The organism is Pseudoalteromonas sp. MMG033, from assembly GCF_057197785.1.
Genome location: NZ_CM170070.1, coordinates 3,809,852 through 3,834,171 on the forward strand (window position 1 = coordinate 3,809,852; position 24,320 = coordinate 3,834,171).

At 39.3% G+C, this 24,320-nt stretch carries 24 protein-coding genes; 12 read left to right on the forward strand and 12 right to left on the reverse strand.

Features of this window, described 5'->3' with window-relative positions:
• Nucleotides 1-35 precede the first annotated feature (35 nt).
• Together AC2CZC_RS16535 and AC2CZC_RS16540 are read left to right on the forward strand one after the other, a co-directional pair.
• Complete coding sequence (locus AC2CZC_RS16535) at nt 36-1,370, forward strand: sigma-54-dependent transcriptional regulator (protein ID WP_063360112.1); 1,335 nt, start codon at nt 36-38, stop codon at nt 1,368-1,370.
• Nucleotides 1,367-2,680, forward strand: a complete 1,314-nt coding sequence (locus tag AC2CZC_RS16540; protein ID WP_484582635.1) for a sensor histidine kinase — start codon at nt 1,367-1,369, stop codon at nt 2,678-2,680. Before AC2CZC_RS16535 ends, AC2CZC_RS16540 begins: the two co-directional genes overlap by 4 nt.
• Nucleotides 2,681-3,165: 485 nt before the next feature.
• On the opposite strand, the gene AC2CZC_RS16545 is transcribed toward AC2CZC_RS16540, so the two are convergent.
• Nucleotides 3,166-4,005 (reverse strand): cytochrome b, encoded by an 840-nt coding sequence (locus AC2CZC_RS16545; protein ID WP_484582636.1) that lies wholly within the window; start codon nt 4,003-4,005, stop codon nt 3,166-3,168.
• Between the two features lie 93 nt (nt 4,006-4,098).
• Between AC2CZC_RS16545 and AC2CZC_RS16550 the strand changes: the two genes are divergently transcribed.
• The gene (locus AC2CZC_RS16550; RefSeq protein ID WP_484584897.1) at nt 4,099-4,572 is read left to right on the forward strand and encodes an Rrf2 family transcriptional regulator; all 474 of its coding nucleotides are present in this window, start codon (nt 4,099-4,101) and stop codon (nt 4,570-4,572) included.
• Between the two features lie 87 nt (nt 4,573-4,659).
• On the opposite strand, the gene AC2CZC_RS16555 is transcribed toward AC2CZC_RS16550, so the two are convergent.
• Together AC2CZC_RS16555 and AC2CZC_RS16560 are read right to left on the reverse strand one after the other, a co-directional pair.
• The gene (locus tag AC2CZC_RS16555; RefSeq protein WP_484582637.1) at nt 4,660-5,067 is read right to left on the reverse strand and encodes a hypothetical protein; all 408 of its coding nucleotides are present in this window, start codon (nt 5,065-5,067) and stop codon (nt 4,660-4,662) included.
• A gap of 394 nt (nt 5,068-5,461) precedes the next feature.
• Nucleotides 5,462-6,457 (reverse strand): ChaN family lipoprotein, encoded by a 996-nt coding sequence (locus tag AC2CZC_RS16560; RefSeq protein ID WP_484582638.1) that lies wholly within the window; start codon nt 6,455-6,457, stop codon nt 5,462-5,464.
• Between the two features lie 286 nt (nt 6,458-6,743).
• Between AC2CZC_RS16560 and AC2CZC_RS16565 the strand changes: the two genes are divergently transcribed.
• From AC2CZC_RS16565 to AC2CZC_RS16590, 6 genes are all read left to right on the forward strand, one after another.
• Nucleotides 6,744-6,977, forward strand: coding sequence for a hypothetical protein (locus AC2CZC_RS16565; RefSeq protein ID WP_484582639.1), 234 nt, complete (start codon nt 6,744-6,746; stop codon nt 6,975-6,977).
• Nucleotides 6,978-6,994: 17 nt separating this feature from the next.
• The gene (locus tag AC2CZC_RS16570) at nt 6,995-7,249 is read left to right on the forward strand and encodes a hypothetical protein (protein ID WP_484582640.1); all 255 of its coding nucleotides are present in this window, start codon (nt 6,995-6,997) and stop codon (nt 7,247-7,249) included.
• 1,036 nt (nt 7,250-8,285) lie between these two features.
• Nucleotides 8,286-8,699, forward strand: a complete 414-nt coding sequence (locus AC2CZC_RS16575) for a hypothetical protein (protein ID WP_484582641.1) — start codon at nt 8,286-8,288, stop codon at nt 8,697-8,699.
• A gap of 113 nt (nt 8,700-8,812) precedes the next feature.
• Nucleotides 8,813-9,262, forward strand: a complete 450-nt coding sequence (locus AC2CZC_RS16580) for a hypothetical protein (RefSeq protein ID WP_484582642.1) — start codon at nt 8,813-8,815, stop codon at nt 9,260-9,262.
• A 236-nt stretch (nt 9,263-9,498) separates the two neighbouring features.
• The gene (locus tag AC2CZC_RS16585) at nt 9,499-9,924 is read left to right on the forward strand and encodes a hypothetical protein (protein ID WP_484582643.1); all 426 of its coding nucleotides are present in this window, start codon (nt 9,499-9,501) and stop codon (nt 9,922-9,924) included.
• Nucleotides 9,925-11,021: 1,097 nt separating this feature from the next.
• The gene (locus AC2CZC_RS16590) at nt 11,022-11,477 is read left to right on the forward strand and encodes a hypothetical protein (protein ID WP_484582644.1); all 456 of its coding nucleotides are present in this window, start codon (nt 11,022-11,024) and stop codon (nt 11,475-11,477) included.
• Between the two features lie 90 nt (nt 11,478-11,567).
• Here the strand turns inward: AC2CZC_RS16590 and AC2CZC_RS16595 are convergent, their stop codons facing one another.
• Nucleotides 11,568-12,644, reverse strand: a complete 1,077-nt coding sequence (locus AC2CZC_RS16595; RefSeq protein WP_484582645.1) for a response regulator — start codon at nt 12,642-12,644, stop codon at nt 11,568-11,570.
• A gap of 118 nt (nt 12,645-12,762) precedes the next feature.
• On the opposite strand from AC2CZC_RS16595, the gene AC2CZC_RS16600 reads away from it, so the two are divergent.
• On the forward strand, nt 12,763-13,857 hold the full coding sequence (locus AC2CZC_RS16600; protein WP_484582646.1) for a helix-turn-helix domain-containing protein: 1,095 nt from the start codon (nt 12,763-12,765) through the stop codon (nt 13,855-13,857).
• Between the two features lie 64 nt (nt 13,858-13,921).
• Here the strand turns inward: AC2CZC_RS16600 and AC2CZC_RS16605 are convergent, their stop codons facing one another.
• From AC2CZC_RS16605 to AC2CZC_RS16615, 3 genes are read right to left on the reverse strand one after another with little or no spacing between them, the layout of a single operon-like run.
• Nucleotides 13,922-14,773, reverse strand: a complete 852-nt coding sequence (locus tag AC2CZC_RS16605; RefSeq protein ID WP_484582647.1) for a hypothetical protein — start codon at nt 14,771-14,773, stop codon at nt 13,922-13,924.
• A gap of 30 nt (nt 14,774-14,803) precedes the next feature.
• Entirely contained in the window at nt 14,804-15,598 is a 795-nt protein-coding gene (locus tag AC2CZC_RS16610; protein WP_484582648.1) for a hypothetical protein, read from the reverse strand.
• Between the two features lie 28 nt (nt 15,599-15,626).
• Complete coding sequence (locus AC2CZC_RS16615) at nt 15,627-16,484, reverse strand: hypothetical protein (protein WP_484582649.1); 858 nt, start codon at nt 16,482-16,484, stop codon at nt 15,627-15,629.
• A gap of 302 nt (nt 16,485-16,786) precedes the next feature.
• On the opposite strand from AC2CZC_RS16615, the gene AC2CZC_RS16620 reads away from it, so the two are divergent.
• Nucleotides 16,787-17,152, forward strand: coding sequence for a hypothetical protein (locus tag AC2CZC_RS16620; RefSeq protein ID WP_484582650.1), 366 nt, complete (start codon nt 16,787-16,789; stop codon nt 17,150-17,152).
• Between the two features lie 79 nt (nt 17,153-17,231).
• Here AC2CZC_RS16620 and AC2CZC_RS16625 read toward each other — a convergent pair whose 3' ends face one another.
• Together AC2CZC_RS16625 and AC2CZC_RS16630 are read right to left on the reverse strand one after the other, a co-directional pair.
• A complete protein-coding gene (locus tag AC2CZC_RS16625; protein WP_484582651.1) occupies nt 17,232-18,740 on the reverse strand; it encodes a hemolysin in 1,509 nt (502 codons plus the stop codon).
• 204 nt (nt 18,741-18,944) lie between these two features.
• A complete protein-coding gene (locus tag AC2CZC_RS16630) occupies nt 18,945-19,154 on the reverse strand; it encodes a hypothetical protein (protein WP_484582652.1) in 210 nt (69 codons plus the stop codon).
• 77 nt (nt 19,155-19,231) lie between these two features.
• Between AC2CZC_RS16630 and AC2CZC_RS16635 the strand changes: the two genes are divergently transcribed.
• Nucleotides 19,232-19,738, forward strand: coding sequence for a GNAT family N-acetyltransferase (locus AC2CZC_RS16635; protein WP_484582653.1), 507 nt, complete (start codon nt 19,232-19,234; stop codon nt 19,736-19,738).
• On the opposite strand, the gene AC2CZC_RS16640 is transcribed toward AC2CZC_RS16635, so the two are convergent.
• From AC2CZC_RS16640 to mfd, 3 genes are read right to left on the reverse strand one after another with little or no spacing between them, the layout of a single operon-like run.
• Complete coding sequence (locus AC2CZC_RS16640) at nt 19,733-19,978, reverse strand: hypothetical protein (protein ID WP_063360098.1); 246 nt, start codon at nt 19,976-19,978, stop codon at nt 19,733-19,735. The two genes, AC2CZC_RS16635 and AC2CZC_RS16640, sit on opposite strands and share 6 nt — an antisense overlap.
• Nucleotides 19,979-19,991: 13 nt before the next feature.
• The gene (locus tag AC2CZC_RS16645; RefSeq protein ID WP_484582654.1) at nt 19,992-20,834 is read right to left on the reverse strand and encodes a CsiV family protein; all 843 of its coding nucleotides are present in this window, start codon (nt 20,832-20,834) and stop codon (nt 19,992-19,994) included.
• Nucleotides 20,831-24,304 (reverse strand): transcription-repair coupling factor, encoded by a 3,474-nt coding sequence (gene mfd / locus AC2CZC_RS16650; RefSeq protein WP_484582655.1) that lies wholly within the window; start codon nt 24,302-24,304, stop codon nt 20,831-20,833. The genes AC2CZC_RS16645 and mfd overlap by 4 nt, the downstream gene beginning before the upstream one ends.
• Between the last annotated feature and the right edge of the window lie 16 nt (nt 24,305-24,320).

Below are 24,320 nucleotides of genomic sequence, written 5' to 3' on the forward strand. Positions count from 1 at the left end.
ATGTTTTAGCCCAAAATAAGAATTAGAAAGGCAGTATGAAAACAGTATTAATTGTAGATGATCTTATCGACGTGCGTTTAAGTGCACGGATTGTGCTTGAAAGCCATGGGTTTCAATGCTTGGAGGCGGATCATCCAAATACAGCGTTGACTTGTTTGGCTAAAGATAAAGTTGATTTGATTTTATTGGATATGAACTTTAGTCAGGATACGACATCCGGGCATGAAGGACTGGCTTTTTTATCAAGTTTAAGAGCTCGGGGTTTAGCTATTCCCGTTATCGTGATAACGGGGTGGGCGAAAATTGAGCTTGCTGTTCAAGCAATGCAAAAGGGCGCGTGTGACTTTATCGAAAAGCCTTGGAAAAATAACAGGCTAATAGATGCTGTAAAAAAGAGTGTAGAGCAGCCCGACGCCTCTTCAAATACCAAAGAGCAAGACGTATTTGGTGCCTTTAGTACAACCAGTCATTTGTTAATTGAAAAAGCCAAGCGTATCGCTAAAACCGATGCAAATATATTGATAACCGGTGAAAACGGCACTGGTAAAAGTATGTTAGCGAAGTTCATCCACCAACACAGTCATCGTGCGACCAAAGATATGGTAAGCGTGAATATGGCTGCGATCCCTGACAATTTATTTGAAAGTGAGTTGTTTGGCCATAAAAAAGGTGCATTCACAGATGCAAAGGAACATCGAATTGGTCGGTTTACGTTAGCCAATGACTCTAGTTTGTTTTTAGATGAGGTCGGGTGCTTAACTTTACCGTTGCAAGCAAAGCTTTTGCGTGTGCTGGAAAGCGGGGAGTACGAGGAAGTTGGTTGCTCTAAATCTAAACGAAGTAATGCTCGGGTTATTTCTGCTACAAATGCTGATTTGGATAAGCTTATTGATGAAGGGAAATTTAGAAGAGATCTCCTATTTCGCCTCAATACGCTCGTTATTGAGTTGCCGCCTCTGAGGTCGCGTTTGGATGAGCTTGCGGAGTTTGCACATCACTTTTTATATCATCATGCAAAGAAGTATGGTCAAGACCCACTGACTTTAACGCAACGCGCCTTCAACAAACTTAAAGAATACCATTGGCCGGGCAATATCCGCGAGCTTTCCCATGTTTTAGAACGTGCAGTAATTATGGCTCAAGGTAATGTTATAGAAGCTGATGATATTCAAATTACGCAAGGCAGTAAAAAAGAAGTGAACCATGTACCCCTGATGTCGTTAGAGCAAGCCGAACAAAGGCTAATTACTCAAGCGATAAATCATTTTGATGGCAATGTGATTAAGGCGGGAGAGTTCTTGGGTCTGAGTAAATCTGCGATTTATCGACGAATTGATAAATTTAGTATTCAGGTGAAAGGTACGCAATGAAGCTAAAAACAACATCGTTAGAACGCAGCTTAGTTTGGCTTTTTAGTATACCTATTTGTACTTTACTCCTGTTGATACTCTTTATTTCCACACATTTTAAGTTAGACGCTTTGGAGACCTTGACCTTATTTTTAGCGGTTATGTTACCGAGCATTATCGCGAGTTATAAAATATACGAGTGCGTATGTTCTTGCTTAGATGGGATCTCGATCCAGATCGAAAGCCTAGCAAATGAGGAGTTTACCATATGGCAATTAGCCCAATATCGGCAGGGGCGTGTTGCTCAGGTGAAAAGTGACTTGAGATCGATTGCTTGGCGAATGAAACACAAGCGTCAAGAGTATGCTCAAAATGAGTCGTTTATTTTTGATTTTATAAACGAACTTGATTTGCCCATTGTGGTGCTCGATCATCACTTTCAAGTTTATCATTACAACATAGCTGCTGGACGCTTTTATCAAGGCGCTAATATTACGGGGTTTAATGTCTCACAATTGGCGCTTGAAAAGGTAAATGGTCGCTGGCAAACAACAGCGGATAATCAGCGTTTTAAAGTGGTGGAACATACGCTGTTAAGGGGGCAAAGACACTATAAATTGATGGTGTATGTATCAATTGAACAGCAGCTTCGAAAAAATGAACAGCAAGCATGGCAAAAGTTGGTTCGGGTGTTAAACCATGAAGTGAGAAACTCGCTTACGCCAATTTATTCCATGGCGCAATCATTAAAAGTATTGCCAAGTAATACAAATAATGACTTAAAACATACTATGTTAGGAGTGATAGAAAAGCGTGCCGAGCACTTACTTGATTTTGTATCAAGTTATTCCAAGTTATCTCAACTGCCTGAGCCTAAAAAGCACTTTGTTGCAGCCACTGATCTGCATCAGCGTTTACAAGCCTTATTCCCCAACGTATTTATAAAACAAGTTTCTGAACAAGAGTTGACTGCATATTGTGATGTTGAGCAGTTAGAACAGGCATTAATTAACTTAGTCAAAAATGCTGAGGAAGCGAATGAGGTAGCAGGTGAGACTGAAGTAATATTGGTCATAAAACTCTCTGAGTCACAAAGTTGTTTTGAAGTATTAGATAGAGGTGAAGGTGTATCAAATACAGATAATTTGTTCACGCCTTTTTATTCAACAAAAGAGCAGGGTAATGGCATTGGATTGGTATTAAGCCGAGAAATTATTCGATCGCAAGGTGGCGAGTTAACATTAAAAAGCAGAGTTGATAGTAATGGTGCTATCGCAACGATTCAGTTACCCAATTTTTCTAAAGAACTAGGCTCCACTTCGTCTTTTTAGTTTGAAGGGTTTTATTCAGACTCCTTATAAAAAAAGCGTATATATTCATTAAAGTAGCTGAATTTTGCATCTTTATAAATTGATTCTCATAAGTATGTTAATCACGCTTTGTAGTGTTTCATTCTCTACCATGTCCTGTGAATTGACACGAGAGTACCGAGAGCTGAGGCAAGAGTTTATGCAGATGACTCAAAAACCATTTCAAGATTGCTACACTAATATTTTATTAATCAGTATGTTATTTAGTAATGTCGACTAATCTATGGATTGACCAAACTCAAGTGTGAAGAGCAGAGTAGAGCTCTTAGATAGTAAACATAGAGCTCTTAGTATGTCTGTTTCTATTTTGGTTAATTTACCAATGGGCTACCCTAGGATCCTATTTAGCACCTTGGTTTTTTTATCAAATAAATGATGTTTGAGTGCGCCTAAAATATGTGCGCCAAGTATAAGATAGATTAAGTAAGGTAATAAGTACTTGTGTATTACCCCCAAATGATCACGCCACGCTCACTGGGTTGCCAAAGTGGCTGAACTTCCCAACCAAATAAATAGGTGGGGGCCCCAAAGTAACTGGTCATGATGAATCCCGAGATGGGTAACGCCAGTAAATACAAATAGAGCAATGCATGGACAGCACGTGAAAGTATGCGCTCAAAGGTGCTAAGCCCTTCCACAGATTTTGGCTGGTGGTTATATAGCTTCCAAATAAGGCGAATGATTACCAGTGCAAATATTAGAACACCTATGGTTTTATGAACAACATAATACTCAATGCGATAAGGCGTTCCTTCGGGGATGATTGTTGCGAAAATACCCAAGGGGATCATTAATATAAATAAAAATGCCGTTGTCCAATGCAGCGCTCTAGCAACTAATCCATATTTGCTATCGTCATTTGTATTTTTTAAGGGTAAAGGAGTGCCGGAGCGACTCTGCTTGTAAGCGACATAAAGTAAAGCAATACCAACCGTAAGCGCAAATGTGCACTGAAGCCACAAAAGAGTCGGTTTAAAAGCGTCTAGTGGCGTATCATAGGGTTTCGGGTTGGTTAGAAAGCCAGTGTTGATAATAAACAGAAAAAACCAACTTGCAATTGCTAAACAACCGGTCGAAGCGAGTAAAGTGCCAAAGGCTCTAATTTTAGATTTACGATGATTGATAAACCAAGCAGTACAGAGTGAGCTAAGTATAATTGTCAATGAAATGATACTTTCACTGTGCCCAGGAAGACGCTCTGATAAATCTTGGATAGCTTCGCCAAATATCATAGATAACAGCGCGATAACAGATATAAAAATCGATACAATTATCAATAAGATCATGGTGTTCCTTAGAAGTACTGGTTTGTATCTGAGTAAATGGTTCGACTCGCTAATTTTACTGAAATACAATAACCAGATTTGTAGATAGTTAATCTGGTTGCACACGCTTGCGCTATTTTGGCGCTATTGCCCCCTAAACGCGCATTGTCAAAAGAGTCGCTTGCAGAATTTTTAGGTGTTCCAGCACCCTATTTAGCGAAACAGTTACAGGCTCTGAGTCGAGCTGGTATTGTGCTGACGCATCGGGGCGCAAAAGGGGGATATCGGTTGGCTAAAAGTGCAGACCTAATTTCACTTTGGGATATCACAGCGTCAGTTGAAGGAACTACGCCTAGTTTTAGGTGTACTGAAGTAAGGCGAAATGGCCCTTGCGGCGCCTCAGAAAAAGAGTGTGCTGGACCATGCCACATTGCGTCTGCGTTTGCTCGTGCTGAGGTTGAATACAGAAATTCGTTGGCGAAAGTAAAGCTAATCGACCTAGTTGCGGCGGGAGCAAGTGATGCCACTGAAAATCGCAAACAAGACATTGGATTGTGGCTTGAACAACATACTACTGACGTGGCCTAGAGTACGACGCATAGTGGGTGGTCTATATTTTGTATTAGACCACTAAATGCAAATTTATATTGTAGGCTAGTGTAGTTCGGCCAACAGTTATTTATATAGAGCGATAAGTTTTTCTGCATGCTTTTTCGCATCTAATGGAATGGATGCTATAGATATTAATATTTTAAGCAAAATTAGAGCGACCCCAGCTATAAACATATTTGCTGGCAAAGTGATTAAAAATGGTGTGGTTTCATAACCAAAATTCATAAATTTTGCAATTAACTGTGAATTGATATTTATTATAGTGTCGAGGTAACTTCCTAGTATAAAGAAACAAAAGCTTGATACTTTTGCAAGTAAAAGAATTAAAATAGCCCTTTTTGGTATACGCTTGAATTCGATATAGCTTGATACAAGAAAAAACCAAATGATCGATGCTACACTGCCAATAAAAAGTATTGCACCAAAGCTACCGCTTATTATCTTTGCAAAAAGCCATACTTGCTTTGACATTCCTAATAAACTATCAGTGTTAGGCGCGAAGTTATCGACACTAAGAAACACATAGATTGATAGATAAATAATGATATAAAGAGTTACGAGTGGTAAATGTCGAGCCACTTCTATTCGCTCATTTTGTTTTATTTTTTCATGTTTCGTTCGGTCAGCTTTTCTAAAGGATCCATGTGTAATTACTCATTCATTGTTTATCTTTTTATTGCTAAGTTTAGGTTCATTTTAGAGCTAAATCGACTCCCAAAATTGGCTAGAGTGATAGGGTAAGCTAATGATATCAATCAATTTAAAGCGGATGTCCTTATCAAAGTGGAGTACAAAGTGTAACCCTATCATTGGTAAAATTTGAATGCGATAACTACTTATCTTAAGTTCATCTTTAGCAATAACATTATAATTCGCATTGAGTCAGTTTACGCTTTTCCATCATTGCTTTCACAGCGAAATTCAAATTTTCTTTTTTAATATAACGTTCTGGCAATGGTTTTATAGTGTATACAAAATCACCAACAGACCAGTCGATTTGGTTGTTTATAAATTGTGGGCTAATAACTGCAATTTTGAGGTCAGGATCAAGTCGCTTAAGAGCATCGACGGTGCCTAGGTGGTAGTTACTGTGGAAAGCGCCATTAAAGTGAATTACTTGGCTATTTTCAGATTGTTTTAGTGCATTAAAAATTGATTCCGCCATGGTGTTGTCACGTGCCAACTGAGCGTAAAAGCTATTATTGAGTTTCACAGGGCCAGATTTAGTCGTCTTTGACCCGTGATGGCTCATAGCCGCCATAAATTTTTCTTGGTACGCTGGTGAGCTGGTAGTTATATCCTCCGCGACCCACTTTTTCTGCGACGCTGTAAATTCTTTAATATATTCAGGGCCTTTGCGTGCAACGCATCTAACAACGCTTAGCGGGGTGTTGGCGGCAATGGCATCTAGCTTATTTTCACGTGCAAACTCCACTAAAGGGCGGTAGTCACTTAGATAGTTGTCCCAAGCATCAGCTTGTTTAATCAATGTTTGTTCGCCAATTTCATTGTTTAAGTATTGATTTAATATATGTTGTTTATCGCGTGTAAATTGCTCAAAGCTCAGTTTTAAGTTTGGGTTTTGTTGGAATATGAGGGGCAGTAAATTTGCCTGTAAAAGATGAGAGGCACTGTGGCTATGGTATTCACCCATAAAAATTACGTCTGCGTTTTTTAACTTCTCAGTTAGCTTTTTAGTTGTGATAGGTTTCTCATTACTTGCGTCGTACAACGTATAGTCATGTAACATGGTTAGATGACTCGAGTGGGAGGTATCTTGTTGTGTTGTCATACAGCCTTGAGCCAACATTAAAGGGATTGATAGCATCACTGTGGCTTTAAAACGCTTGATTTGTTTCATTAAAATTCCGGTTACTTAAATTCGAATTGAAGATTTCATTCACTGTAATGATAACCGTTATCATTAATCGTGTCGAGCTTGATCAAAGACATAGAGTTTTTATTTTTAATCTTGTAACTAATTGAATTTTAATGAAAAATACTCATTATAAATGATGGGTGAAATGTATTATTACTTATCTCGGCACTGACCTACAGCTAGGCTTCATTTTCTCATTAAGAAAGACTTTAACTATGCATCGCCATCCAATAGCGTGTGGGCCTTCTGATGGCAACCAAAAGACTTTTTGTCATTTACGTTATATCCCAATCAAATCGATACAGGTCAAATTCAGCACTGGTTTGATGATGCGATCGATAATGGTTATACCCCTAACATTGGATTCAATTACTCGAATGTAGTGAAATACGGTTTAGCACCTCAAACGCTACCTTTGAAACCGGGCCCTAACGGTGCAGATGCTATTGCTCGTTTTACGGTATCAACTAGTTCTGATTTTGCAATTGACGGCGCATTTTAGCAGGAGATACAGGCTCTATGACAGTTACAATCAGAGTTAATGGATACTCTGTTTGGACAAAAGCAAATGCTGTAGTCTTTGCATTTGATAATTTATGGTTACAGAAAGGCGAGACTGTCGATTTTGTTGTATACGGTGGTTGGAATTTCGGTAGTACTGGACAAGAGGTTAAAATCAACGAGAACAATGCTAATTATGTAGATCATAAATCAATTTCAGATCTCAACGAGAATGGTTCTGATGAGCTGCTTCTGCTGAGAAAGCGCAATTGAGGTACAATACAAGTTGTTGTAAAAGATTCAGTGACTCATGATACATTATCAAAAATAGACTTTGCCTCCGAGAATTACCAGCCTAATAAGTGTTTCTCTTGTAAAGTCTAATAGTGATGTGAATGTTCCTTATTTTTCTGTGCTATTAAAAAGCAATACGTCAAATCAGCATATATTAGAAACTCGTGAGTTATATATTGGCGCACTTGTTAGTCGATAACACTATAACTATAGTGGTTTAAAATAGTTAAATTTGTTGTGAATAACTTGTCATTTATGGCCCGTTAAGTTATTAAAAATACGCTTTGGATCTCTTTTTCGCGTTTTATTTTATAAAGGTAATTAATGCTGTTGTGGCAGAGTTTATATGTTCTTATAGGGCTATTTCAGTGCTCTGTAATTATTGAATGTTCAGTACTGCGTATTTCGGCAGTAGGAGAGCGCCAAGAAGTAGGTAAAAGCTTGTAGATATCGTATTTTCTATTATGCAAATAACCTCGTAGTGTCGCATATTGAATAAGTGACAGACAGTTTTGAGCCGCTTAACTATTTCTTCGAATTCCACTTCTGTGTTTATTCAAAACACTTCCTTGGGAATAAGGTAAGTTCTCTTTGAACTTATCCATCTTCATAGCTCAACTATGAGTCGTGAGCCTGTTATCTGAGCTAGGTAATAGCTTTTAGTGCAACACAAAATAAACATAGGAACAATTTTAGTTTTTTTTCTTACTTTGTTCGGTTAATTTTAATTGTTAATGCCTTTTATTTTTATTTTTTTTACAAGTCACTATAATTTTTGAGTATTAAATTACTTAGACTTTCTTATTAGTGTTATTATTTCAATTATATTTAACTTTGTTTTTTTCTTTGGTGTTTTTTATATCTTTAATTATCAACATTATTAACTTTTTCTATCATAACTCTAAAGGTTATCAAGCATTATATTTTTAAAATCGGTTGTGAGGCTCTGTTGACAAACTAACTTCTCAGGTGGCAGCTTAATAATTGTTAAGGGGATAATTAAAGGATAATTCAAATGAAAAAACTTACATTATTAACAGTATTAACATTAGGTATTGTTAGCGTTTCTGCTCAAGCATTAGTAGTTGAATGCTTAGTTAGCGGAACGGCGACAAAGCAAGAGTTTACAGCACATTTTTGTTCTAGTACTACAAATACATTAGATAGCGGTATCTTATTCAACCTCAAGTCTAGTAAACCTATAGCCGATGTGACTTGGTCTTATGCTGGGACTAGGGGGAATTGGAGGTGCAATAACGGTACATATTGTTCATATCAATCATATTATGGCATTGAATTTGGCATGGTTGAAGCTTGCGCAACACGAGTTTTATACAAAGATGGTACTTGGGAAAATACAGACGTTTGTGCAGAAGGTGAGTTTTGGTACACCGGTGGTGGTCCTATTGAATTTGGTACCAAAGGCTAACGCGTATAATCAAAATCAGCCATTGGTCGCAATTGTACTAGATTAATAAAGGCGGCTATTTTAATACTGTTTTAATTAAGGCTGGTTTATTCACTAAACTAAAAGGAATATTTATGAAGCAGCTTCACGTATTAGCATTTCTAAGCTTTGGTGTTGTTAGTATATCAACTCAGGCTGCGATAGTTGAATGCTTAATAAGTGGTACACCGACCCCACAAGAATATACAGCCAATTTTTGCTCTAGTTGGACATCGACTACTTCGTCTGCAGTGGTTTTTAGATTAAATGCAACTAAACCTATTGCCTCGGTATCTTGGTCTTATTATGGCTCCGCTGGGAGCTGGGAAGACTGTAGAAATGGACAGTATTGTATATTCAGGAATGATAGAAGAGAACCGACTGGGAGTGCAGAAGCTTGTGCAACACGTGTGCTATATAAAGACGGCACTTGGGAAAGCGTAAACTCTTGTGCATATGGTATGTTCTATCATGAGAGTAATCCAGTTAAGCCGTCTATTGCAGAAGTTTCAGAAGCGCTGCTTGACGAGAACATGTCATATTAAAAGTAAAAGCACTATTTAAACTACTGAATTACCCTTTGAGATTTCCTTGTTGTATTCAAGTTAATGATTTTGGTTGTGAAAAAGGGGATGTAGCTTTCACATGCTAATTTTTAATTTTATTAAACTGCCGGTTTTTTTGGTTTGATTTAATTGTGTTTTCAATTTCACTCTGATTTTATTTTTTAATTACAGTGAGATGAAAGCTAAATTTAAAATATTAAGATAAGGAAATAATCATGATAAAAAATGCTTTAATACTTACGTTAGGGCTTGGGGTATTCACCTTATCCGCACAAGCTGCGGTTGTCGAGTGTATAGTCAGTGGCACGCCCACACCTCAAGAGTACACAGCGGATTTTTGTTCTAGCGCAGTTAGTTCCACTGCGTCAAGTGTCAGATTTAGGCTTGTTACAAGCAAGCCTATCGCCGAGGTATCTTGGACATATAACGGCTCGTCAGGAAGGTGGGACTGTGGGAGAGGGCAATACTGTATCTTTAGGAACTACAATGATGAGCCTAGTGGTGGCGCTGAAGCTTGTGCAAGGCGTGTTTTATATAAAGACGGTACATGGGAAAATATAAACGCTTGTGCATATGGCATGTTTTGGTATGGTAGTGGTCCAGTGATCCCATTTACTGATGAAGCTTCATCAGTAAAATAAATCAAAGCTTGGTATAATTTACTTAGACTCTGATGAGTAGCGATGCAAGTGTTCTGTGTGATAGAGCGCTTGCATTTTGCTTATAATTGGTTAGAAAAAACCATTTCACTATCTTCATTGCTTAAATTTATTGTAAATATTTTTTCTTTTCCATATTTTGACTTCGTTAATGAAAATATAGTTGGTGTACTACTAAGGTATTTTGGTTTTAGCCCTTTGGTTAGCGTAAAAAACCTTTAAGCGCTACTGTTAATCTGTTTTTTTCTAAAAGTTGTAAGTTTTTTATTCTTGTTTTTTGTTTTTATTCACATTGAATTTTTAATTATATTGATATTAGGTCATTAGAGGAACAACAAAAATATATCAGAAGGCCAAATTTTCAAAGCAACATTTAAAGCATATCATTCTTATACCGAGACAAGTTAATTATAAGTTATCTATGTATAAATCAACTTGAAGTCTATCGCTCCTCTACCTGACGCTATCTAGTTTTACCTTGGGGCCAGCGTTAGTTGGTTCTCAATAAAAGTACACATGGTTAACTTCAATAAAATTATGTTGTTGAGCTTCGTAAAGTTGAAATTCACATTACGTACGACTTATATAACAGTGTTTATTGGAAAGGTGTGAATTACTGTGATTATGTTATATTTTATCATGAACGCAGTCTAATACATCCAAACATGATAGAAGTATCATAAGCAATAACTGAACATGATTTTTAGAGTAGATAGAGCTTTATATAAATGTTGGTATAAAATTTTTTAAGATTGCTTACAAGTTTTTATTTTTAAAGGTTTTTAATTTTTAAAATTTATTGCGTTATATTTGGCTTTGCTTGGTCAGTAATCTATGTTGTTTTTTTCTTATAATTCTTATTTTTAAGTTAATTACATTTCCTTCAGTTGAATTTGTTTGTTTCTTAATGGCATTTTATTTGTGTTGTATTTTTTCTTCATTAAATTTCTTTCAGTCAAGATGATGAAGTTTAGGTGCGAATGCTCCTTAATAAGGTTCTTACTTCTTAAACTTTAAGTCTACAAAAATGAAATTGGTGAATTTTTATTATAAAAATTAATGTAAATAAGAGGTCTGTAATGAAAAAAATAACTTTAGTAGCTTTATTGGGGCTTGGCATGGCAAGTGTATCGGCTCAAGCAGCAGTTGTAGAGTGTGTGATAAGCGGTACGCCAACACCTCAAGAATATACTGAGGGGACTTGTGCAAGCCAAACATCATGGCACGTGTCAGATGTTATATTTAGGCTAAAGTCGGATAAACCGATTGCTGAGGTAACTTGGACTTTTAATGGTAATCCAGGTACTTGGGATTGTAGAACAGGGCAGTATTGTAGGTTTTCCAACGACCCTGATCACCCAAGTGGTAGCGCTGAGGCTTGCGCACGTCGAGTTTTATATAAAGATGGCACTTGGGAAAATGTAAATTCTTGTGCATATGGTATGTATTGGTATGGCAGTGGACCTGTTATTACGCCATTTACCAAAGAAGTGTCGCCTGAGCAGCTTAAGTCGAGCTTTAGTTTGATCAACTAATTTTCTAAGCTTTATTTAAGCACTCTGTATCACAGAGTGCTTATACTTAGCTTGTGATTCTAAATAAAAGTTCACTAAGTTTTTCTGAGCTTAGAAAAAAACCATATCATCATTGTCATCACTTAAATCTTTTTCGGTTGTGATAGCTGACAAATCATCTATTAACTCATTCACTAATGACAGGCTTTTGTCATCTTGTCTATCGCTTAAATGTGCTTGTATGTCTTGAATTATTGAGTCCATGTGCTGCAGCTTGGCAATTTCATTCAGTCTGATGTCAATCGCTTCGACAACATAATGAAAAATATCAATCAGTGAGCCTTTGTTGTAATTGTCAGTTGGCATGTTTTTGACTATGAGCTCTGCTTGATGGTATTTAAAAAAAGTTGATTGACCAAAAGATTGTACGTTTGCGCTGTTGACCTCTAAATCATTGAATAGCTCAAGTTCCATATCGCAAATGGCTTCATCATTATTTTTAAAATGATATTCAGTTCCGTCCGTGAGCTTTAGGCGGGCAATGTAATCTAGCTCCCAGCTTTGCATTAAAGACGATAAATAACCCGAAAATTTGTTGATATCGTTCAGGTTTAAGCATTGACGGTAAAAGTGTATGAGTGCGTTATGATCAAGCTGCGTTCTAAAAGTTCTATCTGTTTGGATTTGAGAGTTCTTTTTTGCATGCTTAAGTGCGCGTAATCGCTTTGCTTGGTAATCTAGCAAGCTGTCTAATTTTATTTTTAAAACTTCTTTGCCAATGTCTTTTTGTATATAATTTTCTGCCCCAGCTTCAAACGCTCTAAGCCTCCATTCTAAGTCAGTCTCACCACTTAAAAACACAGTGATTGTATCCTCTTTTTTAGGCGTGTTTATTCTGCGGCAAAACTCTATGCTGTCTCCATCTGGCAAATAAAGGTCAAGAAGATAGATATCGAATTGCTGTTTATCTAATGCTTTATTAGCTGCTTCTAAGCTATTACACCATGTAAAATCAGCTCTATCTCCACTTAGAAGTTGTACTAGGTTTGCATAAACTTGGTTATCTTCGACCAAAAGCACAGAGAATTTTTTCATGGTATTCAACTTGTGAATAGAATGGACTGAACCTTGATAGATAAGTATGTGCTGCAATACGACAAAAGCAATTTCTGTACCTGCATGTTTCATGGTAATGCTTTGGAAAAGTGCTTTAGATCACATTTATTTAAATTTGTAATTATTTTTGTAACATTTTTGGTGGGGACACGGTCTGCTTTTAAGCGCAAATGAAAATAAGGAAAATAGTATGTTTGAGCTAGTAACCGATGTGATTAGAAATTTTTATATTCTTAGCTTAGTTTTAGGGTGTATTGTCAGCCTATTACTTTTTTTGTCTAAAACGAAAACCCTGGCATGTAGCCTCATAAGCATTTGGATATTGTTGTTTGTGACTGAGCTTACTCAAGTTGCGTTTGTTATGACAGATATAATGACATATACCAGCTTTATATCATTTGACGCTTTGTATGGATTGGTTTTCTATTTTTATGTTCGCTTTCAAGTAGAAGCAAAAAAAGTCTCCTTTGAAGATGTTTTTCATGCATTACCAATCTGTGCAAGTTATTTGTTTAGCATGACCTGGGAATTTTGCTTTGGTGTTGTTTGTGCACTGTCTTACGCAATTTATATTGTCTATTACTTAAACACGCATCGGCCAAGACTTAAAATTGAAGTCACTCATCGGCAATACGACAACTATACTTGGCTTGTCGTGATGGCTAGATTTCAGCTTATCTGTTGGTGTTTAGTTTTTTTACTTTTGTCTGTAAACGATATTTTCTCTGTGCCGGTTAGTAAACTTATTGCCTTAGCTAGCTATGTACCTATGAGCTTTTGGCTTTTCTATTTGTCCTACTTTAATCAAATCAAGCCGCTTTATGTACAAGGCAATGTGAATGAGCTCAGTGAGAGCATTGACAGTCCTCAAATACATAACAGTCACTGCAAGTCATATGAACAGATTATTCACCAGCTTAACAGCTCAATGCGCAGTGATAGGCTCTTTTTAAACCCCCAATTGAGTATTTCAGAGCTTGCTAAGCATATTAACTCAACGACTGCTGAAGTCTCTTGCACGTTAAATACACATTTAAACATGAACTTTTATGACTTTGTAAATCGTTACCGTGTTGATGAAGCCAAGCTTTTATTGTGTAAAACTCAGCACAAAGTACTTGCTGTCGCTTTTGATGCAGGCTTCAATAGTAAATCCACATTCAATAAGTTATTTAAATCTTATACTGGTTTAACACCAAGCCAATTCAGAAAAGAAGCCTGTGGCTTATTTCATGATGATTCACAAGGGACCGGTAATTCCCTCACTCATTTATTGGTAGAGTGATTCTTTCTTAAAAAAGCCATCAAGTTGATGGCTTTAACCGAAGAATGATGGGAGATGTTTGTTACTATTGGTTAGAGAAGAAGTTGCTACCTGCTCGATAGTCATGTATGCCTGTTGTAGAGCGCTTAAAGCCACCAGCAACGGTTGAAGCTTCACCATTTGCTTCGTTAAAGCGCCCACCAAGTACAACCGCAGCAGGGCTGCCTGATTTGTTTTCGCTACCACCTACAACAACAGCATAAGGTGCATTTGCGGTCGTTTGATTGAATTGGCCGCCACTGATTGAAGATGCAAAACCATAAGCAGAGTTATGTCTTCCTCCGACGACACTCGCAAACTGTGCATATACTCTGTTAGTCTCGCCTCCAGAAATACTGGCCCAAGTTGCATCAGAATATATGGTGTTGTTGGTGCCACCGAAAATACTGGCATGATCCGCTTCAACAGTGTGATTACTGCCTGACATAATCGCTGCACCATAACCGCTGATGTGGTTATTTGAACCTGCGATAACGCCTGACTTTCCTGTAACAGTGTTATTTTTACCTGTCAAAATGGTACCTGTAGATTGATAGCTATGGCCATCACCTAAAATTACATTGTGTGAGCCTTGACGGTCTAGTTCAGGCGTTTGGCTACCGTAGCGAAGCGTGTTGTAGCCTAAGATTAAGTTACCAACCCCATTGGCTGTGCTTACATTATTTTTTTCGTGTGTATAGCCCGTGCCATTTGCAATATGTAGGTTGCAACCGTTAATAATTAATGTATTACCAACTTTACTCATGCACTGTAAAATTGCGCGAAGTGCTTGGTCGCTGTCAATGGGGTCATGGACATGGTCGTGTGAGTTGGCCAAGGTCACGCTACTGACAAGTGATAGGCTTAATAGGGCAAATGATTTTTTTAAATTCAACATGTTGTTACTCCAAAATAGGTTGTTTTTAGGTTATTTGTCAGAAAAGAAGTAGCCGGCTTGATAGTCATCATGACCACCAATGGTGCGACTTAAACCGCCACCGATGCTTGAAGTGAAGCCGTTTGCACGGTTAAACTCGCCGCCAAGGACTGCGCTGAGCTCACCATTTGCTTCGTTGTTTCGACCACCTGTGATACTGGAAAGCGGACCTTCAGTGAAGTTATTCTGGCCACCTAAAATCATAGAGCTTTGGCCTTTTGCTATGTTGTTTTCACCCCCATACACGGATGCGTAGAAGTTTTTAGCTGTATTGCCTTTACCACCTGCAATCAAGGCATAATTATGAAATGGAAGCGTGTTGTTCTGTTGACCACCTAAAATGGCAGAGAAGGTTGCCTCTGCGGTATTTGATTCACCGCCCCAAATTACACTGTGTGGTCCAGAGACATAGTTATTCACACCTGCAACGCTTGTTGCATCTGCAAATGCTGAATTATTGTCACCGGCAATCAAGGCGCCAGCAGAATTAAATTGATGTCCATCACCAATAATTAAGTTATGAGAACCCGTTGCAACACGTTGCGAAGGAATCGCTTGAGCATTGTATCCAATGATCACATTGCCTTTGCCATTTCTAGCTGTGTTATCTTCAGAGCCATTAATGACTTGCACATCACAGCCACTCACAATCAGGGTGTTATCGACTCTTTCTAAACAAGACAGGATATCAATTAAAGCCGTTTGCTCTTGTTCAGTAAGTGTTGCTTGTGCGTTTAAAGAGGCAGCTGATAGCGCAACAACTGCAATTTTTGATAGTATTTTCATGTTCGTTATCCTTAAAGTTCTGTCTTAATTAGTTTTGTTGGTTTAAAGCGTCAGCTCTGTATGGGTCTTGTGAATTGAAAATACCCGCTCGGAATTCATGATCCTGGGTTGTTTGTCTGTCAGCGCCGCCAGCGATAGTTGAACGAAAACCTTTGGCTGTATTGTCTTGTCCGCCTAAAATGGTGGCAGCTTCTTGCGCTGCTGTGTTGTTACGACCACCTGCAATAACTGTTTGTTGTACAGTCGCTGTGTTGTTCTGGCCGCCAAGAATGTTGACTTGTAGTGCTTTAACGACTTTGTTATTTACACCACCTGCAATGGTACTGTATTGGCCATCGAGGTCATTACCTTGACCGCCAAGAATAACCATGGCATGAGAAAACTCATCTGAAATAGTGTTGCTATTGCCCCCTAAAATACCGCTTAAAAAAGCTCTGTTTGTATTACCTAAACCACCTGCGATGGTACCTCTTTCTGCATTTGCTCCTTCAACTAGGCTACTCGACCCAGCAACAAAGCTTGACGGCGCATGCACGGTATTTTTGGTGCCTGCAATCAAAGAACCAGAGCGTGTGTACGTATGTCCATAGCCTATAACAAGATTGTGTGATCCTGATGTGGTAACAACTGGGGCGAGTGGGTTAGAGCCGCCATCGTTGTAGCCAATAATAAGGTTACCCATACCATTGTTTGATTTAGTTTCACCAAGACCATTTGTGATTTGTAAGTTACAACCATGGATATGGATAGTGTCATTAGACTGAGACATACAGCCTAAGATATTCGATAATTTAGCGCGTTGATCGGCATTCAAATGGTGCGCGCTGGCTGAGATTGATATGCAGGTTAGCCCAGTTACAATGGCTAGTTTTTTAAATGTGTTCATATTAATTGCTCCAATTTAATATTGCTCTCATCTTGCTTCTAATGTGCAGATAGCTTGATGACTGTTTGGTGCTTGTTGCTAAGCACTGGAGCCACTTTATCGAGAGTGTGATTTGGAAGCGTCCGAACTGTTTTAAGAAGACTCTTTTTATTTTGGTTTTTTATAACGTTATGAATATATTGAAATTATTTTTATTAAATTACAGTGCGCATAAATGTGGACTAGAAAATGAGACGTTTCCAGGCTGGATTTGCAGTATTTTTTATGGTTAAAGTAAAGGGAAGGATAAAAAAGGAGAAAATATGGTTATATCTAATATCAAGTATGTAACGTTAGGATGTTTAGTCTCATCTAGCGTATTGGCAGCACCTGTATTTTCGGACTTTAGTGATAAAATAGACATACCCAGTGTCAAACCGGTCATTGTTGAAAATCAAACACAAAGGCAGTTCAGCAATTATCTCAATGATACAAAGGCTCAGAAGTACCAGACTTCTATTGGTGCAATATATTCAGCGCTGACGCCAGACGAGCAAATCAAATATAAATATCAAAAAGGCATTTTACGAGAAGCAGTTAAGTTTGAGTCACTACATGAATATACTTACAAAGTGAAAATGTCAGCTAACAAGGTTGAGCAGCAAACACACTATATATTTTGGGAGTAGGAGAGAGCTCGGTAAAAAAAGCGATTTGCTGTTAAGGCCAGTTAAGCAGCAAATCGCATAAAGGTTAGATTAGTTAAATTTAGTCACATCCTTTTTGGATTGGCGTAGTCCACACCCTCACGACAAAATCATTGTAGTCATTGTCGTTTTGATCTTCCCAGTACTGTTTGTCGCCATAGACAGTATAATTTGTAGTTAACTGATTACTGTTTCCGTTAATTGCCAGTACGTAGTTATAGCTACTGCCGACGAGTACATCGTAACTACCAGAGCCGCCGTACTCGTCTAGCAGTTTGACATAGCTGCCGTTAACTTTGACGCCCCAATCGTTATTATAACCGGCGCTTTCACTCACAAACTGATAGTTGATACGGGTATATTCGTCTGGGATACACTGCGGGTCATTTTCAAGTACGGTACCTGGTAATGACGCAGAGCCTGTCACATTCTGATCTGCGGTAGCTTGCAGGGTGAATGTTTCGTCGCCTTCATAATCTTGGTCGTCAGTTGTATCAATGACTATATTCGCGGTGGTATCACCGCTCGGGATCGTGATGCTTGTTTGGCTTAGGGCCAAGTCCGCTGAACTGGTCGTGCCATGCGTAATACTTAAATCAATAGAGACGTCTTGATAGTAATCATTACTCAAGGTGACTTGATATTCTAGCTGTGCCCCTTCAAAAGCAGAGTCTTTAACAGCTTCCAGTGTAAAAGTTGGAATAGGGTCAGTTTCACACGTTGGCGTGGTGTAACAAGCAACTTCATTATGCGTGTTGGTAGCTAGATCGTTGAGTCTCACGGGCACAGTCGCCAGTAGGCAAGTGTTACCTGACTGTGGGTTCATTTTATAAAGCTTGGAGCGATTCACATGACCATAGTCATTGATCAGTGTTCGGCTAACCACGACTTCTCCAGCTTGGTTTAACGTCGCGCCGGTTGCGGCAGTTAATGAGTGGTTTGCAAGCTTGGTGACTTCGTATGTAGTTCTATCAATTTGATACACAGATCGACTGGTAATTAAATAGAGGTTACCGTCTTGAATGACCAAGTCTCCCCTAAATTTGCCCTTCAATGAACCCAATGCACCTAATTCAGTGGCTGAACCAGTATTTTTATTAATTTGATATAGCTTTTTAAAGTCAGTGCCAAGTAGGACGTTACTGTCAGGATCAAAGACCATACTCAAAACTTGTGTGGTTCTGTCAACCACGGTGTGTGAGTTGGTATTAAAGTCGTAATAAGCAAGACGTAAATACTTAAAACGCTGGCCTTCAATAGGTAAGTGCGCCTTTTGCTCTTCAGTGAGGTTTGTTAAGCCACTGATGTCTACTTTGTATTCAATGGGTCTTGGTGCCGAAATGTAATACATGCGCTTATCTTCACTGTCATAAGCTAACGCGGAGGCGCTAAATTCGGCAAGGGTTTGTGCATATGCACTATTATTCTGCTCATTTAAGCCAAATAAAATCCCCACATCGCCACGACCAGCATTGACGCCGAATAATTCGCCGTGACAAGTATTTGCAAAGCCAAGGGTGGGCAATGACGCAGTTGCGAGGGTTAAAATGGTTAGTGATGTTTTTAGCATGGTAACAAACTCTGTTCAGTTTATCCTAAGCAAGCTAACACAACACAAAGTAATCACACATCTACATCCTCTGTACGATGTGCATTCTTATTCCTTCGAGACAGACGCATCCATTATTATCTTTGCAATCTCATTATATCATCCTCCCTTATGAACAAAATTGCAACAACAAAATACAACTAATGGATTAAAAAAAAGCAGGTTTTAACTGTTTTTCTGTGATTCCAAGTAGTTAGGCAGTAGCTCATCAACAATTAATTTTGCAGGGAGTGTATAGCGAACACCTTGGAACATGACAGAAGTGTGTTCATCGATGCCTGTAATACCAGTTAAGGTCCAACCTTCGCCTTTTTCTGGACACAAAACTTTCGTAGTCGGGGGGATCACCTTAAATTCGTCACTTTTTTCCGTCATATTTTTATCTTCACTGGACTTTCAAATAAGATGGGGTAGTTTATACCAAAATAATAAAAAATCGACCCATAAACCAGATGGAACTACGAACAAAAAGGCTGATATTACGCCTCGTTTCTTATAGAGACTGTAACGCGCTGTTTAAAATTTTAAATGACCCAAAAGTGAGTCACTATAACGACTATGGTACTGACTTATCCTTGCAAGATATCAAGGCCATGATCCAAGGTGATTTAGAGCTTTTTTATCAGGGGGTTGGAGCTCGTTTTGCACTATTAAAGGAGGGGGTTGTAATTGGTTCAATTGGTTTGTTTGACTATCAAGAGTCAACATCAGAAATTTCAATTGGTTATGAACTCGCCCCTGAGCATTGGGGTAATGGGTATATGCGCGAAGCGGCTAGTTGTCTGGTTGATTCATTGACAAACGTACTACCCAAAGCGCTTATTGAGCAAATTAATGCCAAAGTTGATAAAGAAAATAAAAGAAGTATCAATTTATTAAAGCATTTAGGGTTTGAGCAAAAGCATAAGCAATACCGCTTACACCTTTGCCAAAATCAATCACAGATGCGTGCCTTATAGGCCTTTTTTGCTAAATAGTGTTACGCGATCAGAAACCAGTGTCACAGTGATGTTCTTTGATTCATTTCCCCAAACACAATTAGTATGCAACGTTTTTTCTTCGCATGAATCTGCTGAACCTAGGACTTTTTCAAGTTCTGCTTTCTCCATACCAACAGATATTTTTTCGTAGTTTTCGATACTGACTTTTGAGCAAGCAGTAAGTGAAAGTAAAGCGGCAATGACTAAAAGTTTTTTCATGCTATTGATCCTGTTAGTGCTTATATTTTCTTATCTGGAAAATAATACCCATTTTAGGGTGGTCTAAATAATGTATATCGCCACTATAAACGCGAGTAAACTGAGACATTCTAGCTGACTCCAGCTCACCAGTATCAGACATATAGCGATAGTCAAAGTTACTCGTCACATATAAGTAGTGGCGAATATGAATTTTCATCGTGCCATCTAGCTCCCACAATGTGTCACCGCCAGATGTTAGGTTGGGCTTTGGCTCGGTACTGAGTAAGCTGATAAAGTTATCGTTACTCGACTCATTATAGATGTAGCTGGCAGGCTCAGCGTACTTTTTACCGCCATAAACAACAACGTTGGGAGCGCGCTTTTTGCTTTGATCAGGAAAACGCCAACCAGTATGTAAAATAGCTGTATGGCCTTTACGTTCAAGCTTTTTGCGTATTGACTCAAACTTAAGTTGCTCAGGTGCTAACAAATACATAGATTGCATATGTTCAAGAGGCTCACTGACAGGCACAACAGGTAGAATGTCATAGCGTTCTACATAGTTAATGTCGTCATCGCAATACCAAGAGCTTTGGGCTCTAGTAAACTTTTCAGTGACACTGCGTGGGTCATAATTTGGGTCGCCTGATAAGCAAGACTGATGACCAACATTATTGTAACCTTGCGTGAGTAAATCTAATCGTTTCTCAGTAGGTAACGGTGGTGTTTCGATTGAAAAGTCTTCCCTAATGGTTGACGCATCTTTTTGAGAAAAAGCGATTAACTCAACTTCAAACCAGCGTACGGCAAAAGCAGGCATGGCTGATGTGCTCAATGCTGCTAATAGTCCCCATTTAACGATTGATTGCTTCATGCAACAGCCTTTTTCTGAAAGTCATCCATCATGGCGTTAATGAGCTTCAAACGCTCTTGGCCATTTTTTTCTTCTATATTAAAGCGTAGTTTACTCGCGCCTTCCATACGATATATGGCAGGGTTGCTTTGTATCAAGCCGATGATGAACGTCGGGTTAACACTGGTGTTATTACTAAATTCAAAATAGCCACCTTTTGGATTCGCTTCAATCTTCTGTATTCCGATTTGTTGTGCTTTACATTTTAATAGCTGTATTTCGAAAATATTTTTAGCAGCATCTGGTAATAAGCCAAAACGGTCTATTAGCTCAACCTTTAACTCGTCCAGTTCATTTTCAGAAGACAGAGTAGCAATGCGCTTGTACATGCTCAGGCGAGTATTCACATCATGGATGTAATCATCAGGAAGTAGAGCGGGTAGTTTCAAGTCAACTTCGCTTTGTTGCTGTAATAAGTTCTCAAGCGTTGGCTCTTTGCCATCTTTGAGTGCTTGGACGGCTTGCTCTAGCATTTCCATGTACAAGGTAAATCCGACAGTTTGGATTTGACCGCTTTGGTCGTCACCAAGAAGCTCACCCGCACCACGGATCTCTAAATCATGCGTTGCAAGTGCAAAACCAGCGCCTAAGTCTTCAAGAGATTCGATAGCTTGTAGTCGTTTTACCGCATCTTTGGTCAAGCTTTGGCTATTTCGAGTAAGTAAATATGCATATGCTTGGTGATGGCTACGACCAACTCGACCGCGAAGCTGGTGTAGCTGTGCTAAGCCAAGTTTGTCAGCGCGGTCCATAATGATGGTATTCGCGGTTGGAATATCTATACCTGTTTCTATGATGGTGGTACATACCAACACGTTGTGCTTTTGATGGTAAAAGTCACTCATCAAGTGCTCGAGCTCGCGTTCACGCATCTGACCATGTGCAACAGCGATATTGGCTTCTGGTACAAGCGCTGAGATATCCGCAGCGGTTTTTTCGATGGTCTCAACGTTGTTGTGTAGGAAGTAAACCTGACCACCGCGTTTGATCTCACGTAAGATGGCTTCACGGATAAGTTCGTCATTGCGCTCACGGACAAAGGTTTTAACTGCCAGTCGCTTTGCTGGTGGCGTTGCGATGATAGATAAATCACGCATGCCGCTCATCGCCATATTAAGCGTTCTTGGAATTGGCGTTGCTGTCAGCGTTAAAATGTCGACGTCTGCACGAAGCTTTTTAATCTTTTCTTTTTGACGCACACCAAAGCGGTGTTCCTCATCGACAATCAATAAGCCTAAGTCTTTAAACTTTATGTTTTCTTGAATGAGCTTATGGGTGCCAATGACAATGTCAATTTTGCCATCTTCTAAGGCATTTAATGTTTCTTTTTGTTCTTTTGTGCTGTTAAAGCGAGACAGCACACCGACTTCGATAGGCAGATCGGCAAAGCGGTCTTTGAAGTTTTCAAAGTGTTGCTGTGCAAGTAGTGTGGTTGGTACTAGAACAGCAACTTGTTTATTGTCGTTTATGGCAACAAACGCGGCGCGCATGGCGACTTCTGTTTTACCAAAGCCAACGTCACCACATACGAGCCTGTCCATTGCTTGATTCGTTTGCATGTCACCAATGACGGCCTCGATGGCGTTGCGCTGATCATCTGTTTCTTCAAATGGGAAACTATTGCTGAAATCTCTATATGCGCCACCATCAAGTTTAAATTGATGGCCTGGTTTGCTTTGACGCTTAGCGTAAATATCTAATAGTTCAGCTGCAACATCTCGCACTTTCTCAGCGGCTTTGCGTTTGGCCTTCTCCCAAACATCTGAACCTAATTTATGGAGTGGGGCAGAGGCTTCTTCACCACCAGAATAACGACTCAGCATATGTAAAGATGAAACCGGCACATAAAGTTTGGCATCACCAGAGTAGATAATGGTCACAAACTCTGTAGCAACCCCGGCAGCATCAATGGTTTGCAAACCAAGGTAGCGACCAACACCGTGGTCTAAATGTACAATTGGCTGACCTTCTTTTAGCTCTGCTAGATTACGAATTAGGGCATCTTGTCCTTGCTCGTATTTGTGTTTACGACGTCTGCGTTGGGAGACTTTAATTCCCAGTAACTCTTGCTCAGTAATAAGTGATAAAGGCTTCGCGCCATTAAGAAAGACAGATGCTTCAAGCGGGCTGACTACCAACCCAACATCTGCACGGCCCTTAGTGAATGCTTCAAAGGACTCGAATTCTTTTAGTTTCAAGCCTGTTGGCTTTAAAAGCGTTAATAATGATTCTCGACGACCATCTGACTCAACACTGAAAAGTACTTTACCTTTTTGTTGTTTTTGTTCAGTGATGTAACTCACAATGGATGAATACGGATCTGCTTGCTTGTGGTCAATACGCACATCATCAATAAGGGCAGAATTAACGTTTGTATGGCCCGCTTTTGTCCCAAGTGATGCTTGGCTTAATCGAATTCTCGGGTAATGTGAAAACGCCTCAAAAAGCGACTCGACATTAAGGTAAAGTTCTTTTGGTTCAAGCAATGGTCTTAATGGATCAACTCTACGGTTTTCGTATCGCTTACTGACATCCGACCAAAAGTCACCAGCGGCGTGCTCGATGTCGCCTAAATGCATGAATACAGCATCTTTTGGTAAATAATCAAAAATAGTCGCCAGCTTGTCATAAAATAACGGTAAGTAGTATTCGATACCTGCTGGCCAATTACCCCGTGTTACCTGCATGTAGATGGAGTCTTGTTCAGAGCTTGCTCCAAAGGTTTCGCGGTATTGAATACGAAAGCGCTCAATGTCACTGTCGTTGGTTGGAAACTCGTGTGCAGGCAATAAGTCAATTGACTTTATGGTCTCGCTTGAACGCTGTGTTTCAATGTCAAAAAGACGAATACTATCTAGCTCATCATCAAAAAAGTCCAATCGGTAAGGGTGCTGACTACCCATTGGGTAAAGGTCAATGATAGATCCGCGCACAGCGAATTCACCATGTTCCATCACCTGCTGTACGTTACGATAGCCCGCTTGAGTAAGAGTTTCTCTGAGACCTTGCGCATCTAATGTGTCGCCCACTTTAAACTGCAGCGCATTGCCATAGATAAATTCAGGCGGTGCAGTTCTGAGCATTAATGTAGCAACAGGTATGAGTAGCACCCCCTGTTGCTTTGTGCGTAGCGCATTAAGACTGGCTAAACGCTGAGAAATAATATCTTGGTGCGGCGAAAAATGGTCATAGGGGAGGGTTTCCCAATCCGGAAAAACCATGACATTGTCTTCACCAAGTAAATAACCGAGTTCAGTTTCTAAGCGAAGTGCACTGGGGGTGTCTGGCGTGACTAACACGACAAGGGATTGATTCTTTTTTACGCCCTCGCTGATAGTAATTGCCAAGCTACTACCGAGTAATTGACCCCAATGGATCTTATCCTTTGCTGATTTTACCCAAGGTAGCTCATTCCACTGCACTAATGCCATTCTTAACTCCTAACTA

Coding starts and splice junctions, on each gene's coding strand:
- AC2CZC_RS16535 (WP_063360112.1), top strand. CDS start 36: ATGAAAACAGTATTAATTGTAGATGATCTTATCGACGTGCGTTTAAGT.
- AC2CZC_RS16540 (WP_484582635.1), top strand. CDS start 1,367: ATGAAGCTAAAAACAACATCGTTAGAACGCAGCTTAGTTTGGCTTTTT.
- AC2CZC_RS16545 (WP_484582636.1), bottom strand. CDS start 4,005: ATGATCTTATTGATAATTGTATCGATTTTTATATCTGTTATCGCGCTG.
- AC2CZC_RS16555 (WP_484582637.1), bottom strand. CDS start 5,067: ATGTCAAAGCAAGTATGGCTTTTTGCAAAGATAATAAGCGGTAGCTTT.
- AC2CZC_RS16560 (WP_484582638.1), bottom strand. CDS start 6,457: ATGAAACAAATCAAGCGTTTTAAAGCCACAGTGATGCTATCAATCCCT.
- AC2CZC_RS16570 (WP_484582640.1), top strand. CDS start 6,995: ATGACAGTTACAATCAGAGTTAATGGATACTCTGTTTGGACAAAAGCA.
- AC2CZC_RS16575 (WP_484582641.1), top strand. CDS start 8,286: ATGAAAAAACTTACATTATTAACAGTATTAACATTAGGTATTGTTAGC.
- AC2CZC_RS16580 (WP_484582642.1), top strand. CDS start 8,813: ATGAAGCAGCTTCACGTATTAGCATTTCTAAGCTTTGGTGTTGTTAGT.
- AC2CZC_RS16585 (WP_484582643.1), top strand. CDS start 9,499: ATGATAAAAAATGCTTTAATACTTACGTTAGGGCTTGGGGTATTCACC.
- AC2CZC_RS16590 (WP_484582644.1), top strand. CDS start 11,022: ATGAAAAAAATAACTTTAGTAGCTTTATTGGGGCTTGGCATGGCAAGT.
- AC2CZC_RS16595 (WP_484582645.1), bottom strand. CDS start 12,644: ATGAAACATGCAGGTACAGAAATTGCTTTTGTCGTATTGCAGCACATA.
- AC2CZC_RS16600 (WP_484582646.1), top strand. CDS start 12,763: ATGTTTGAGCTAGTAACCGATGTGATTAGAAATTTTTATATTCTTAGC.
- AC2CZC_RS16605 (WP_484582647.1), bottom strand. CDS start 14,773: ATGTTGAATTTAAAAAAATCATTTGCCCTATTAAGCCTATCACTTGTC.
- AC2CZC_RS16610 (WP_484582648.1), bottom strand. CDS start 15,598: ATGAAAATACTATCAAAAATTGCAGTTGTTGCGCTATCAGCTGCCTCT.
- AC2CZC_RS16615 (WP_484582649.1), bottom strand. CDS start 16,484: ATGAACACATTTAAAAAACTAGCCATTGTAACTGGGCTAACCTGCATA.
- AC2CZC_RS16620 (WP_484582650.1), top strand. CDS start 16,787: ATGGTTATATCTAATATCAAGTATGTAACGTTAGGATGTTTAGTCTCA.
- AC2CZC_RS16625 (WP_484582651.1), bottom strand. CDS start 18,740: ATGCTAAAAACATCACTAACCATTTTAACCCTCGCAACTGCGTCATTG.
- AC2CZC_RS16630 (WP_484582652.1), bottom strand. CDS start 19,154: ATGACGGAAAAAAGTGACGAATTTAAGGTGATCCCCCCGACTACGAAA.
- AC2CZC_RS16635 (WP_484582653.1), top strand. CDS start 19,232: ATGGAACTACGAACAAAAAGGCTGATATTACGCCTCGTTTCTTATAGA.
- AC2CZC_RS16640 (WP_063360098.1), bottom strand. CDS start 19,978: ATGAAAAAACTTTTAGTCATTGCCGCTTTACTTTCACTTACTGCTTGC.
- AC2CZC_RS16645 (WP_484582654.1), bottom strand. CDS start 20,834: ATGAAGCAATCAATCGTTAAATGGGGACTATTAGCAGCATTGAGCACA.
- mfd (WP_484582655.1), bottom strand. CDS start 24,304: ATGGCATTAGTGCAGTGGAATGAGCTACCTTGGGTAAAATCAGCAAAG.